Here is a 13,922-nt window from a genome sequence, read left to right on the forward strand (position 1 = left end):
TCCTCCTCACCCCTCACCCCTCCCCCCCCCCCCAAGCCGTGCTCCTACGGGGGGTCAGACCACGCGCCATATAGACGGACTACAGGTCATGAGCAAACTCCCCATCGCCATCGAACTGCACAAAGCCTCGAAAACCCTGACACTGAAATACGCGCCGGATGAGGTGTACCACCTGCCCGCCGAATTCCTTCGCGTGCACTCTCCTTCCGCCGAAGTCCAGGGCCACGGCAAACCCATCCTGCAATTTGGCAAGATCGGCGTAGGCCTGTCCAAGGTCGAGCCGGCCGGCCAATACGCACTGAAATTGACCTTCGACGATGGTCACGACAGCGGCCTTTTCACCTGGGATTATCTGTACCAACTGGCACTTCGACAGGAAGCACTTTGGGCGGATTATCTTGCAGAGCTCAAAGCCGCCGGGAAATCCCGCGACCCTAGCGAGTCCATCGTCAAGCTGATGCTCTAACTCAAGCGTCTCGCTGTTTAGAGGGCATTTTCTAATTTCATCTGTTTGAATGCTCCGCTGTGCGGCCAACGACAGGCCGGCTTGCGAAAAAAATTAAACTCGGGTAACCAATGGAGCTGGCAAGTTCCCTGCAGTGCTCTCTGAACCAGAAAGCAGCGGTGCGTAATTAACGGTCACCCGAGCAGTAGTACCTGGCAATTGCTGTGTGACTACACAGCTGGTCCCGGTACTCGCCTCAGGACAATGGAGCGTCGTAGATGAGTAACAAGAATAACGATGACCTGAAGTTTCAAGCCTCGGAAAATACGCTGGGGCTTAATCCCGTCATCGGCTTGCGCAGGAAAGATCTGCTTACTTCTGCTCGAATGGTCTTAACCCAGGCCATCAAACAACCCATTCACAGCGTCAAGCACGTCGCGCATTTTGGCGTCGAGCTGAAGAACGTGATATTCGGTAAATCGGCGCTGCAACCGGAAAGCGATGACCGTCGTTTCACCGACCCGGCCTGGAGCCAGAACCCGCTCTACAGACGCTATTTGCAAACCTATCTGGCATGGCGCAAAGAACTCCACGACTGGATCGGCAACAGTAATTTGTCCGAACAGGACATCAGTCGCGCTCACTTCGTGATCAACCTGATGACCGAAGCCATGGCCCCGACCAACAGTGCGGCCAACCCGGCAGCGGTCAAACGCTTCTTCGAGACCGGCGGCAAAAGCCTGCTCGACGGCCTCTCACATCTGGCCAAAGATCTGGTAAACAACGGCGGCATGCCGAGCCAGGTGAACATGGGTGCCTTCGAAGTCGGCAAGAGTCTGGGGACCACTGAAGGTGCTGTGGTTTTCCGCAACGACGTACTTGAATTGATCCAGTACCGGCCGATCACAGAACAAGTGCATGAGCGCCCGCTGCTGGTGGTCCCGCCACAGATCAACAAGTTCTATGTGTTCGACCTGAGCCCGGACAAAAGCCTGGCGCGCTTCTGCCTGCGCAACAATCAGCAGACCTTTATCGTCAGCTGGCGCAACCCGACCAAGGCTCAGCGTGAGTGGGGCCTGTCGACGTACATCGATGCGCTGAAAGAAGCCGTCGACGTGGTCTCCGCCATCACCGGCAGCAAAGACATCAACATGCTCGGCGCCTGCTCCGGCGGCATCACCTGCACCGCGTTGCTGGGCCACTACGCCGCCCTCGGCGAGAAGAAGGTCAACGCCCTGACCCTTTTGGTCAGCGTGCTGGACACCACCCTCGACTCCCAGGTTGCGCTGTTCGTCGACGAACAGACCCTGGAAGCCGCCAAGCGCCACTCCTATCAGGCGGGCGTGCTGGAAGGTCGCGACATGGCCAAAGTCTTCGCCTGGATGCGCCCCAACGATCTGATCTGGAATTACTGGGTCAACAACTACCTGCTGGGTAACGAGCCTCCGGTCTTCGACATTCTGTTCTGGAACAACGACACCACACGATTGCCGGCTGCGTTCCACGGCGACCTGATCGAAATGTTCAAAAATAATCCACTGACCCGCGCCAATGCACTGGAAGTGAGCGGCACGCCGATCGACCTCAAGCAGGTCACTGCCGACATCTACTCTCTGGCCGGCACCAACGATCACATCACGCCCTGGAAGTCTTGCTACAAGTCGGCGCAGCTATTCGGCGGCAAGGTCGAATTCGTGCTGTCCAGCAGCGGACATATCCAGAGCATTCTGAACCCGCCGGGCAATCCGAAATCACGTTACATGACCAGTACCGATATGCCGGCCACCGCCACCGACTGGCAAGAAAACTCAACCAAACACACCGACTCCTGGTGGCTGCACTGGCAGGCCTGGCAGGCCGAGCGCTCGGGCAAACTGAAGAAGTCCCCAACCAACCTGGGCAACAAAGCCTATCCGTCCGGGGAAGCCTCACCGGGCACCTATGTGCATGAACGTTAAGCTGTAGGCAGTCACGAAGTCCGCGGCACTCGGAGGTGCCGCGAGCCCTACCAATACAGCCGAGGCCATACCTCGAATAATCTGGAGCAAGCTCAGGACGGCTTGCTCAGCGTTTTAACCCACAGGGCTTCTGAGATGCCGCAACCGTTCATATTCCGTACTGTCGACCTGGATGGCCAAACCATCCGAACCGCGGTACGCCCAGGCAAGCCTCATTTGACGCCCTTGCTTATCTTCAATGGCATCGGCGCGAACCTGGAGCTGGTGTTTCCGTTCGTCCATGCGCTTGACCCGGACCTGGAGGTAATTGCCTTCGACGTTCCCGGTGTCGGCGGTTCGTCGACGCCCAGCATGCCCTACCGCTTCCCGGGGCTGGCCAAACTGACCGCGCGCATGCTCGACTACCTGGACTATGGGCAAGTCAACATCGTGGGCGTGTCCTGGGGTGGTGCGCTGGCCCAGCAGTTTGCCTACGACTACCCGGAGCGCTGCAAAAAGCTTGTTCTGGCTGCGACCGCAGCAGGCGCGTTTATGGTGCCGGGCAAGCCGAAAGTACTCTGGATGATGGCAAGCCCACGGCGCTACATCCAGCCGTCCCATGTGATTCGCATCGCTCCACTGATCTACGGCGGAGCCTTTCGCCGCGATCCCAATCTGGCTGCCGAATACGCCAGTAAAGTGCGTTCGGCCGGCAAACTGGGTTACTACTGGCAGCTGTTCGCGGGCCTTGGCTGGACCAGCATTCACTGGTTGCACAAGGTCCATCAGCCCACCCTGATACTGGCCGGTGACGACGATCCGCTGATCCCGCTGATCAACATGCGCATCCTGACCTGGCGCATTCCCAATGCCCAGCTACACATAATCGACGACGGTCATTTGTTCCTGATTACCCGCGCCGAAGCCGTCGCGCCGATCATCATGGAATTTCTCGAGGAAGAGCGTCAGCGGGCAGTAATGCACCCGCACCCGGCTCCGTTCGGCAGGACATAGCGTCTTGCGCATGTCGACAGGATGATCGCCTGCGCAAGAAAGGCCCGGACCGACTATGTTGTCAGTCTTGGATTGATGTGCTTGTTGATGGCTTGACGAAGGAGTGTTGACTCATGAGAGACAAAGCAACACCGGGCATGTTGCCCACACGGGCCACGTTCATCAACGCTCAGAGTGCGATTACCGGCCTGCGCGGCCGCGACCTGTTCTCGACTCTGCGCAGCGTGGCCGCCCATGGCTTGCGCCACCCGGTGACCAGCGCCCGCCATGCCCTGGCCCTGGGAGGCCAGCTGGGTCGCGTGTTGTTGGGCGAAACGCTGCACACGCCGAGCCCGCAGGACCAACGCTTTACGGACCCGACCTGGAGACTGAATCCGTTTTATCGTCGCGGCCTGCAGGCCTACCTGAGTTGGCAGAAACAGGTAAAACGCTGGATTGATGAAAGCGGCATGAGCGACGATGACCGCGCCCGCGCGCATTTCATCTTCGCGCTGCTCAATGACGCCGTGTCCCCCTCCAATACCCTGCTCAACCCGCTGGCGATCAAGGAGCTGTTCAACTCCGGCGGTAGCAGCATAGTCCGCGGTCTCAACCATTTATTCGACGACCTGATGCACAACCACGGGCTGCCCAGCCAAGTCGGCAAACACGCCTTCGAGGTCGGCAAGACCGTGGCAACCACTGCAGGCTCGGTGGTGTTTCGCAACGAACTGCTTGAGCTTTTGCAATACAAGCCGATGAGCGAAAAGCAGTACGCCAGGCCACTGCTGATCGTGCCTCCGCAAATCAACAAGTACTACATTTTCGACCTCAGCCCGGGTAACAGCTTCGTCCAGTACGCGCTGAAGAATGGCCTGCAAGTGTTCGTGATCAGCTGGCGCAACCCGGATGTTCGCCACCGCGAATGGGGTCTGTCCAGCTATGTTGAGGCGGCGGAGGAAGCACTGAATGTTTGCCGCGCCATCACCAGCGCACGCGAAGTCAATCTGATGGGTGCCTGCGCCGGGGGCCTGACCATCGCCGCGCTTCAAGGCCACCTGCAAGCCAAGCGGCAACTGCGGCGGGTCTCCAGCGCCAGCTACCTGGTCAGTCTGCTCGATAGCCAGATCGACAGCCCGGCCATGTTGTTCGCCGACGAGCAGACGCTGGAAGCGGCCAAGCGTCGCTCCTACCAACAAGGCGTGCTCGACGGCCGGGACATGGCGAAAGTCTTCGCATGGATGCGCCCCAATGACCTGATCTGGAACTACTGGGTCAACAATTACCTGCTGGGCAAGGAACCGCCTGCCTTCGACATTTTGTACTGGAACAACGACAACACGCGCCTGCCAGCGGCATTTCATGGTGATCTGCTGGACTTCTTCAAGCACAACCCGCTGAGCCACCCTGGAGGGCTGGAGGTATGCGGCACGCCTATCGATCTACAGAAGGTTAACGTGGACAGTTTCAACGTGGCCGGTATCAACGACCACATTACCCCGTGGGATGCGGTGTACCGCTCGACATTGTTGCTGGGCGGCGAACGGCGCTTCGTGCTGTCCAACAGCGGGCACATCCAGAGCATCCTCAACCCACCGAGCAACCCCAAGGCCAATTACATCGAGAACCCCAAGCTCAGTAGTGATCCACGCGCCTGGTATTACGACGGCACCCATGTCGAAGGCAGTTGGTGGCCCCAGTGGCTGAGCTGGATTCAGCAACGCTCCGGTGCCCAGCGAGAAACCCTGATGGCCCTCGGTAACCAGAACTATCCACCAATGGAGGCGGCGCCAGGTACCTATGTACGCGTACGCTGAAATTTCTCTGCACCACGGTCGGGCTATTGGCCGTGGCATGACTCAATAACCAAGAAGACTGGATGAAAACCCGCGACCGGATCCTCGAATGTGCCCTGCAACTGTTCAACCAAAAGGGCGAACCGAATGTCTCCACCATGGAAGTTGCCAATGAGATGGGCATCAGCCCTGGCAATCTCTATTACCATTTTCATGGTAAGGAGCCGCTGATCCTTGGCTTGTTCGAGCGTTTCCAGAGCGAACTGACCCCGCTGCTCGATCCGCCGGTGGATGCACAACTGGCCGCTGAAGATTATTGGCTGTTCCTGCACCTGATCGTTGAACGCCTGGCGCACTATCGTTTTCTGTTCCAGGACTTGTCCAACCTGGCCGGACGCTTGCCAAAACTAGCCAAAGGTATTCGTAATCTGCTCAACGCCTTGAAGCGAACCCTGGCTTCTCTATTGGCACGTTTGAAGGCACAGGGACAGTTGGTCAGCGACACGCAGGCGTTGGGGCAACTGGTCGAGCAAATCACCATGACGCTCCTGTTCTCCCTCGACTATCAACGGATCCTTGATCGTGAGGGTGAAGTGCGGGTCGTGGTGTACCAAGTCATGATGCTGGTTGCACCGCACTTGCTGGCACCAGTGAAACTGGCGACTGAGCAAATGGCGTTGCGGTATCTGGAAGAGCATGAGTGAGCAGGACGATCTTTTCCGCTCTGTCAGACACTGCGAAATTTCCCAGCAGAAACAAAAACGCCCGACCTGTGCCGGTCGGGCGTTTTTGTGAGTCCTGAAAAAATCAGGACTGACTGGTTGGCGTCGGTGAAGTCGGCGCAACAGTCGGGGCGACCACAGGGGCCGGTGCAGCAGCGGAGTTCGCTGCGCTGACGGCTACCGCGGGTTTTTCGGCAACTGCAGGCTTGGGTGCGGCAGCCTTTGGCGCAGCTGGTTTCCTGGCAACCGGCTTCTTCGCAGCGGCAGGCTTGGCGGCAGGTTTCGCTGCTGCCTTGACTGCTGGTTTAGCTGCAGCTGGCTTGGCCGCTGCAGGTTTAGCCGCGGCGGTTTTCGCAGCCGGTTTAGCCGCTGGCTTGGCTGCAGGTTTAGCGGCTGCTTTTGCCAATGGTTTAGCCGCTGCAGTTTTGGCGGAGACTGGCGTGACCGAAGCACCGGTCAGGCGCTCGATCTGCTTGGTCAGGGTATCGACCTTGCTGTGCAGCGCTTTCACTTCATTGCGGCTAGGCACGCCCAGACGCGAAATGGCACTGTTCAGACGCTTGTCGAAAGCCTCTTCCAGCTCGCCCCATTTGCCCAGTGCGCGATCTTTGACATCACCGACACGGGACTTGGCCGATTGGGCGGAGTCCTTGGCGGCATCGACTTTTTTGCCGACAGCACTTTTGGTGAGTTTCTCGGCTTTCTCGCCATCTTTGACCAGGGTATCGAAGAGCTTGCTGCCGTCAGTATCAATCTTCGAGTACACGCCTAAACCAGCAAGCCAGATTTTGCGGGAGTAGTCTTCGACTTTCCCAATCCACGAGCTGCCTTCTTTTTCAGTATTCTTTTTACCAGCCATCCCGTTCTCCTTAATGTTTACGCGCGACACGTTCAAGCAATGCCGTCAGCCCATCGAGCTTAGCAGAGAGTGTTTCAACATCATGTTTAGACGCAATGCCGAAGCGATTCAAGGCACTTGCGACACGCGTGTCGAAAGCCTTCTCGACTTTATCCAGTTGCACTTCGACTTTGCCCTTGAAGCTGGTGACGTCGCTCTTGTCGTTATCAATCTGACTGTTAGCGGCTTCAAGTTGTTCCGTCACCGCTTTTTTGCTTTTGTTTTCAACAGTTTGACCAGCCTTGATCAACTCTTGAAAGTACTCGCTGCCTTCCTGACCGACCTTGGTGTAGGCACCCAGGCCAGCCAGCCAGATCTTGCGGGCATACACTTTCACTTCGCTCAGCGTGGTTGACTCAACGTCGGTTTTTTTCTTCAGACTAACTTTGGCCATGGTGCACCTCATGCGCAAAAGGTTTGAGGAACTGCCCGCAGGAATGAGGGCTTAGGCACAAAGTAGTGAGAAAAATTAGAAACGGCACCCTAAGAAATACCACCAACCTGCTACACAAAAACAAAAGCGCTTCAGGCCAGGGCTTTATCCAGCGCCTTTTCGATTTCCGACTTGATCGTGCCGCTCATGGCCGACATCAACAGGCCCAATTCGACATTCACCCTGATCGTTTTTTCGCCGATCTCGACCGCCCCATTCACGCCGGAGCGTTTGAGTTTCACGGTGTCGCCCACCCATTGGGGCACGAGCCCATATTGATCGGCCAGTTTTTGCACAAGGCTTCCGGTCTTTTCGCGGGCAGCTTCAAGACCCAGGCCATGGGCACGCTCAACACTGATACGGGCCATTGAATGACTCCTGTTTTATCGGGACTTGCCTGGAGCATCTGACACAAGCGGCCGGTGTGGGCCACTAGCTGCGTCAAAACCACTCGGCGGTTGCCTATCTTACATTCAGCCTTGCCAAGACAAAGACCGCCACCGGGATTAGAATGTCGCGCATTCTCTTTTGGTGACAGCGATATGACTGATCAGCGCAAAGGCAGCGATGCCGAACCCACCACTCACTTCGGCTTCAAAAACGTCCCGGAAAGCCAGAAGGCGGAAAAAGTCGCCGAAGTTTTCCACTCGGTAGCCGCCAAGTACGACTTGATGAACGACCTGCTGTCGGGTGGCATGCACCGGTTGTGGAAGCGTTTCGCGATCGAACTGTCCGGCGTCCGCACCGGCAATCGCGTGTTGGACATCGCTGGCGGTACCGGCGACCTGACCAAAAAGTTCTCGCACCTGGTAGGTCCGACCGGTCAGGTGGTATTGGCTGACATCAACGAATCCATGCTCAAGGTTGGTCGCGATCGCTTGCTGGATCTGGGTGTGGCCGGCAACGTCGAGTTTGTCCAGGCCGACGCCGAAAAACTACCGTTCCCGGACAACCATTTCGACTGCGTGACCATCGCCTTCGGCCTGCGCAACGTCACGCACAAGGAAGACGCCCTGCGCTCCATGCTGCGCGTCCTCAAGCCCGGTGGTCGTCTGTTGGTGCTGGAGTTCTCCAAGCCGACCAACGCACTGATGTCCAAAGCCTACGACGCCTATTCGTTCGCCTTCATGCCACTGATGGGCAAGCTGATCACCAATGACTCGGAAAGCTACCGCTATCTGGCCGAGTCGATCCGCATGCACCCGAATCAGGAAACCTTGAAGTCGATGATGGTCGAGGCCGGTTTCGACCGCGTGACCTACCACAACATGACCGCAGGCATTGTCGCCCTGCATCGCGGCATCAAACCCTGATGTTGCTCAGCGGCCTGCTCGCCGGCGTCGAACACGGCCTCAATCGCGTGCTGCGTCTCGACAGCACGGCCCTGCCGCGCTTGCAGCATCTGGACGGCAAGGTGATTGCCGTCGATTGTCGCAGCCCGGCGTTGCAGCTGTTCATCATCCCCAGCAATGAAGGCCTGATGCTGGCCGCCCATTGGGCGGCCGATGCCGATTGCACCTTGCGCGCTCCGGCGTCGAGCCTGCTGAGCCTGGCGCTGAACAAAGACAAGACCGCGGTCCTCCACAGCCCTGAAGTCGAGCTTGTAGGTGACAGCGCGGTACTGCTGGAGCTCGCGATGATACTGCAGGACCTCGAACTGGACTGGGAGTACGAACTCTCGCGCTGGCTCGGCCCGGTCGCCACGCAGTTGCTCGGTGGCCATTTGCGCAGCCGCGCGCGCTGGTATCAGCAAGGTTTCGCCAGCCTGAACCAGAACCTCGCCGAGTACCTCAGCGAAGAATCGCGCACACTGGTAGGCCAACGCGAAGCCGAAGCCCGCTTTAGCGAACTAGACCAGATCAAACTCGATCTGGAACGTCTTGAGGCGCGTTTCGAGCGTCTTTCCCGATCCCTTGATTCAAGCGATAACGCATGAAGCTGCTTGCCGTCCGCCGTTTGTTGCGCATCCAGCGCGTCGTGATCCGCTACCGCCTCGATGACATGCTGTTCGCCCTGCCATTGCCCTGGTTTCTCCTGGCGCTGCGTTATGCCTTGCCATGGCGCTGGTTCCCGCGCAAGACGCTGGCGCTTAGCCGTGGCGCTCGCCTGCGCCTTGCGCTGCAGGATCTGGGGCCGATTTTCATCAAGTTCGGCCAGATTCTTTCCACTCGCCGTGACCTGCTGCCCGAAGACATCGCCGACGAGCTGATGCTGTTGCAAGACCGGGTGCCGCCGTTCGACTCTCAAGTGGCGGTGGATCTGATAGAAAGCCAGCTTGGCAAGAAGATCAGCGAAGTCTTCAGCCGTTTCGACTTCGAACCGCTGGCCTCGGCTTCAGTGGCGCAGGTTCACGCCGCGCAACTGAAAAGCGGTGAAGAAGTGGTGGTCAAGGTGATACGTCCAGGCCTCAAACCGGTGATCGCCCAAGACCTGGCCTGGTTATTCATCCTCGCCCGTGCGGCCGAAAAACTCTCCGCCGATGCCCGCCTGCTGCACCCGGTGGACGTAGTCCAGGACTACGAAAAAACCATCTACGACGAGCTCGATCTGTTGCGCGAAGCGGCTAACGCCAGCCAGTTGAAGCGTAATTTCGACGGCTCGCCGATGCTTTACGTGCCGCAGGTCTACTGGGACTGGTGCCGGCCGAAAGTACTGGTGATGGAGCGCATCTACGGTATTCAAGTCACCGATCTGGCAACCCTGGCCGACCAGCGCACCGACATGAAAATGCTCGCCGAGCGCGGTGTGGAGATCTTCTTCACCCAGGTGTTCCGCGACAGTTTCTTCCACGCCGACATGCACCCTGGCAATATTTTTGTCAGCACCGTGCAGCCGTGGAGCCCACAGTACATTGCCATCGACTGCGGCATCGTCGGCAGCCTGACCCCGGAAGACCAGGATTATCTGGCGCGCAACCTGTTCGCCTTTTTCAAGCGCGACTACCGCCGCGTCGCCCAGCTGCACATCGATTCGGGCTGGGTGCCGGCGGAAACCAAACTCAATGAATTCGAAGCGGCGATCCGTACGGTTTGTGAGCCGATTTTCGAAAAACCATTAAAAGACATCTCCTTCGGTCAGGTGCTCATGCGCCTGTTCCAGACCGCACGGCGTTTCAACATGGAAGTGCAGCCCCAGCTTGTTCTTTTGCAGAAAACCCTGCTGAACATCGAAGGCCTGGGTCGTCAGCTGTATCCGGAGCTGGATCTGTGGAACACCGCCCAGCCGTTCCTTGAACGCTGGATGCGCGAGCGGATCAGCCCCAAAGCCCTGCTGGGCAACCTGCAGAGCCAGGTAGAACAACTGCCGCACCTGGCCAACATGACCCGAGACTTGCTCGAACGCATGTCGCAACCCCATATCTCCGATACGCCACCACCGTGGCACAGGCGCAAGGACGACTGGTTCCTGCGTCTGCTCGGTACCGCACATCTGGCCGGCGGTACGATACTCGCTGCCGGCGGACCGTTGAATGAATTGGGGCATTGGCCGGCCGGGATCATGGTCGCCGTCGGCTTGTATCTGGTCATGCGCCGATAGCCAGCAACGCGCGCTGCTGGCACACTGTTTCACATCGCCAAGGCACAGCAACAAGCGCTGAGCACGGTTGTCGGAGTCGAAGATGAAAGATTGGCTGGATGAGATCAAATGGGACAGTGATGGTCTGGTGCCGGCGATTGCCCAGGACCACAAAACCGGGCGCGTGCTGATGATGGCCTGGATGAACCGCGAAGCGCTGGAGCTGACCGCCGCCGAAAACCGCGCCATCTACTGGTCCCGTTCCCGTGGCAAGCTGTGGCGCAAGGGTGAAGAGTCCGGCCATGTGCAAAAACTGCATGAGATGCGCCTGGACTGCGACGCCGATGTGATCATTCTGATGGTCGAACAGATCGGCGACATCGCCTGCCACACCGGCCGCCAAAGCTGCTTCTACCGCGTCTATGAAAACGGCGACTGGAAGACTGTCGACCCGGTACTCAAAGACCCGCACGCCATCTATTCGGCAGGACACTGATCATGAGCGATACCCTGAACCGTCTCGCCCTGGTGCTCGAAGAGCGCAAAGGCGCAGCGGCCGACACGTCCTATGTCGCCAGCCTGTACCACAAGGGCTTGAACAAGATTCTGGAAAAAGTCGGCGAGGAATCAGTTGAAACCATCATCGCCGCCAAGGATGCCGCCATCAGCGGTGATTGCAGCGATGTAATATACGAAACCGCCGATTTGTGGTTCCACAGTCTGGTCATGCTCGCCCAACTGGGGCAGCATCCACAGGCTGTGCTGGACGAGCTGGAGCGGCGCATCGGTACGTCCGGGCACGTCGAGAAGGCTTCGCGTCCATCCGCTTGAAAACGATTATAAGAGGAGTTGCAGCATGGGCATTTTTGACTGGAAACACTGGATCGTCATCCTGGTTGTCGTGGTGCTGGTGTTCGGTACCAAGAAACTCAAAAACCTCGGCACTGACGTCGGCGAGTCGATCAAGGGCTTTCGCAAGGCCATGAACGACGATGAAAAACCTGCAGATCCATCCGCAACACCGGGCCAACCGGTACCGCCGGTGCAGCCACAGGCTTCGCCACTGAACGAGCCGCATACCATCGACGTGCAGGCGCATAAAGTCGAAGAGCCGATCCGCAAAGACTCGTGAGCACTGACTAATGTTTGGTATCAGCTTCTCTGAACTGTTGCTCGTCGGTCTCGTTGCCCTGCTGGTGCTCGGCCCCGAGCGTCTGCCGGGTGCTGCGCGCACGGCAGGCCTTTGGATAGGGCGCTTGAAACGCAGCTTCAACGCGATCAAACAGGAAGTTGAACGTGAAATCGGTGCCGACGAAATTCGTCGGCAACTGCATAACGAACACATTCTGTCGCTTGAAGAAGAAGCGCGGAAGATCCTCGCGCCGCAGCAGCAGACGCCGACAACTACCGAACCGGTGGCGGAGCAGACGATTGCCGCGCCTGCGGCGGTTGCGAACCAGACCCAGGCAGCGCCTGCGGTGACAGCCCTCAGCCCTGCTGAACCGGTTGCCCCCTCAACACTGACAGAACCCGTTTCTCCTGCGGCGGTACCCAGTACGCCAGCCCCCCACGACTCAACTTTGCCGCCGCGAGCCCCATGAGCGCTGATAAACCGGAAAACGACCAGCACATGCCGCTGGTTTCGCACCTCACCGAGTTGCGCACCCGCCTGCTGCGCTGTGTAGCGGCGATCTTCGTGATCTTCGCCGGGCTTTTCGCCTTCACCCAGCAGATCTACACCTTCGTTTCCATACCGTTACGCCAGTACCTGCCGGCGGGCGCGACGATGATCGCCACCGATGTGTCCTCACCGTTCCTCACACCGCTCAAGCTGACGATGATGGTCTCGCTGTTTTTAGCGATTCCGATAATCCTGCATCAGATCTGGGGCTTTATCGCGCCAGGCCTGTACAAGCACGAAAAACGCATCGCCGTGCCATTGCTGGTCTCGAGCATCCTGCTGTTCTATACCGGGATGGCTTTCGCCTACTTCCTGGTGTTCCCGCTGATCTTCAAATTCTTCGCCTCCGCCACCCCGGCCGGCGTGGAAATGATGACCGATATCACCAGCTACCTCGATTTCGTCATGACGCTGTTCTTCGCCTTCGGCGTCGCGTTCGAAATCCCGGTAGCCGTGGTGTTGCTGGTGTGGATCGGCGTGGTCGACGTCAAATACCTGAAGAAAATCCGCCCATATGTGGTCATCGGTTGCTTCGTGGTCGGCATGATCCTCACCCCACCGGACATCTTCTCGCAGACATTGCTGGCGGTACCGATGTGGTTGCTGTTTGAAATCGGCATTCTCTTTGGCAGCCTGGTCAGCAAGCGCGGCGAACACCCGGACGATCAGCCCGCCGACAACGACCATAACGACCAGCCGCCAGCGACCCAAGCGTGAATCTGCTCCTCCTCGAAGAGGCCGACTTCATTGCGGCCGACCGGGTGATCCTGCGTGATCGCCGCCTGACCCATATGCAGGAAGTCCATCGCGCCGCCGTCGGTGACAGCCTGCGAGTCGGGCGTATCGGCGGATTGATGGGCTCGGCCGAGTTGCTGCGCCTGGAGGCTCACGAAGCCGAGTTGCAGGTCAGCCTTGATCAGCCGCCGCCGGCCAAGCTGCCATTGACGCTGCTGCTGGCCCTGCCACGACCGAAGATGCTCCGCCGCGTGCTGCAAACCGTCGCGGCGATGGGCGTGCCGCGCGTGGTGCTGGTGAACAGCTACCGGGTCGAAAAGAGCTTCTGGCAAACACCGTTTCTTGAACCCGAAGCGGTTCGCGAGCAACTGATCCTCGGCCTGGAACAGGCACGCGACAGCGTGCTGCCGGAAATCATCATTGAGAAACGCTTCAAACCCTTCGTCGAAGACCGCCTGCCAGCGATGGCCGACGGCACCCTCGGGCTGGTCGGTCATCCCGGTAATTACCCGCCCTGCCCGCGCGGGCTGGATGAGCCGGTGACGCTGGCCATCGGCCCGGAAGGCGGCTGGATCCCTTACGAAATCGACCTGTTGGCCAAGGCCGGCCTGCAACCGGTGCAGCTCGGTGACCGCATCCTGCGGGTTGAGACTGCCGTGACTGCCCTCCTTTCCCGACTGTTCTGATCTATCGCCCCGCACACCCGCAGGAGCAGAGCTTGCCGGCGATCGGCGCACCACGGTGTGCCAGAAATATCGCCTCGCGG

17 protein-coding genes are annotated in these 13,922 nt (G+C 58.6%); 14 read left to right on the forward strand and 3 right to left on the reverse strand.

The features are described from left to right. Positions 1-88: 88 nt before the first annotated feature. The 5 genes from AC07UI_RS20915 (at position 89) to AC07UI_RS20935 (ending at position 5,875) form a co-directional block, all read left to right on the forward strand. Positions 89-466, forward strand: coding sequence for a gamma-butyrobetaine hydroxylase family protein (locus AC07UI_RS20915; protein WP_494994296.1), 378 nt, complete (start codon positions 89-91; stop codon positions 464-466). A gap of 257 nt (positions 467-723) precedes the next feature. After that, positions 724-2,403, forward strand: a complete 1,680-nt coding sequence (gene phaC / locus AC07UI_RS20920) for a class II poly(R)-hydroxyalkanoic acid synthase (protein WP_494994297.1) — start codon at positions 724-726, stop codon at positions 2,401-2,403. A 135-nt stretch (positions 2,404-2,538) separates the two neighbouring features. Then, complete coding sequence (phaZ, locus tag AC07UI_RS20925) at positions 2,539-3,396, forward strand: poly(3-hydroxyalkanoate) depolymerase (protein ID WP_494994298.1); 858 nt, start codon at positions 2,539-2,541, stop codon at positions 3,394-3,396. A gap of 113 nt (positions 3,397-3,509) precedes the next feature. Then, entirely contained in the window at positions 3,510-5,192 is a 1,683-nt protein-coding gene (gene phaC / locus AC07UI_RS20930; protein ID WP_494994299.1) for a class II poly(R)-hydroxyalkanoic acid synthase, read from the forward strand. 62 nt (positions 5,193-5,254) lie between these two features. After that, entirely contained in the window at positions 5,255-5,875 is a 621-nt protein-coding gene (locus AC07UI_RS20935; protein WP_494994300.1) for a TetR/AcrR family transcriptional regulator, read from the forward strand. 103 nt (positions 5,876-5,978) lie between these two features. Here the strand turns inward: AC07UI_RS20935 and AC07UI_RS20940 are convergent, their stop codons facing one another. From AC07UI_RS20940 to AC07UI_RS20950, 3 genes are all read right to left on the reverse strand, one after another. Further along, positions 5,979-6,752, reverse strand: coding sequence for a phasin family protein (locus AC07UI_RS20940; protein WP_494994301.1), 774 nt, complete (start codon positions 6,750-6,752; stop codon positions 5,979-5,981). 10 nt (positions 6,753-6,762) lie between these two features. Further along, the gene (locus tag AC07UI_RS20945) at positions 6,763-7,185 is read right to left on the reverse strand and encodes a phasin family protein (protein WP_494994302.1); all 423 of its coding nucleotides are present in this window, start codon (positions 7,183-7,185) and stop codon (positions 6,763-6,765) included. 131 nt (positions 7,186-7,316) lie between these two features. Next, positions 7,317-7,592 carry a polyhydroxyalkanoic acid system family protein gene (locus AC07UI_RS20950; protein ID WP_494994303.1) on the reverse strand — a complete coding sequence of 92 codons (276 nt, stop codon included), beginning with the start codon at positions 7,590-7,592 and terminating at the stop codon, positions 7,317-7,319. A 174-nt stretch (positions 7,593-7,766) separates the two neighbouring features. Here AC07UI_RS20950 and ubiE point away from each other — a divergent pair, with 174 nt between their 5' ends. The 9 genes from ubiE (at position 7,767) to AC07UI_RS20995 (ending at position 13,842) form a co-directional block, all read left to right on the forward strand. Beyond that, a complete protein-coding gene (gene ubiE / locus AC07UI_RS20955; RefSeq protein ID WP_007948968.1) occupies positions 7,767-8,537 on the forward strand; it encodes a bifunctional demethylmenaquinone methyltransferase/2-methoxy-6-polyprenyl-1,4-benzoquinol methylase UbiE in 771 nt (256 codons plus the stop codon). Then, on the forward strand, positions 8,537-9,160 hold the full coding sequence (locus AC07UI_RS20960; RefSeq protein WP_494994304.1) for a ubiquinone biosynthesis accessory factor UbiJ: 624 nt from the start codon (positions 8,537-8,539) through the stop codon (positions 9,158-9,160). Before ubiE ends, AC07UI_RS20960 begins: the two co-directional genes overlap by 1 nt. After that, positions 9,157-10,761, forward strand: a complete 1,605-nt coding sequence (gene ubiB, locus AC07UI_RS20965) for a ubiquinone biosynthesis regulatory protein kinase UbiB (protein ID WP_494994305.1) — start codon at positions 9,157-9,159, stop codon at positions 10,759-10,761. The genes AC07UI_RS20960 and ubiB overlap by 4 nt, the downstream gene beginning before the upstream one ends. An 82-nt stretch (positions 10,762-10,843) precedes the next feature. Further along, positions 10,844-11,236: a phosphoribosyl-AMP cyclohydrolase gene (hisI, locus tag AC07UI_RS20970; protein WP_494994306.1), complete on the forward strand. Its 393-nt coding sequence runs from the start codon at positions 10,844-10,846 to the stop codon at positions 11,234-11,236. A 2-nt stretch (positions 11,237-11,238) separates the two neighbouring features. After that, positions 11,239-11,571, forward strand: coding sequence for a phosphoribosyl-ATP diphosphatase (locus AC07UI_RS20975; RefSeq protein ID WP_494994307.1), 333 nt, complete (start codon positions 11,239-11,241; stop codon positions 11,569-11,571). Positions 11,572-11,596: 25 nt separating this feature from the next. Further along, on the forward strand, positions 11,597-11,872 hold the full coding sequence (locus AC07UI_RS20980; protein ID WP_494994308.1) for a twin-arginine translocase TatA/TatE family subunit: 276 nt from the start codon (positions 11,597-11,599) through the stop codon (positions 11,870-11,872). A gap of 10 nt (positions 11,873-11,882) precedes the next feature. Then, positions 11,883-12,341 carry a Sec-independent protein translocase protein TatB gene (gene tatB, locus AC07UI_RS20985; protein WP_494994309.1) on the forward strand — a complete coding sequence of 153 codons (459 nt, stop codon included), beginning with the start codon at positions 11,883-11,885 and terminating at the stop codon, positions 12,339-12,341. Then, complete coding sequence (tatC, locus tag AC07UI_RS20990) at positions 12,338-13,138, forward strand: twin-arginine translocase subunit TatC (RefSeq protein WP_494994310.1); 801 nt, start codon at positions 12,338-12,340, stop codon at positions 13,136-13,138. The genes tatB and tatC overlap by 4 nt, the downstream gene beginning before the upstream one ends. Further along, positions 13,135-13,842 (forward strand): 16S rRNA (uracil(1498)-N(3))-methyltransferase, encoded by a 708-nt coding sequence (locus tag AC07UI_RS20995; protein ID WP_494994311.1) that lies wholly within the window; start codon positions 13,135-13,137, stop codon positions 13,840-13,842. Before tatC ends, AC07UI_RS20995 begins: the two co-directional genes overlap by 4 nt. Positions 13,843-13,922: the final 80 nt, after the last annotated feature.

This window comes from Pseudomonas sp. GW821-FHT04C07 (assembly GCF_059420325.1).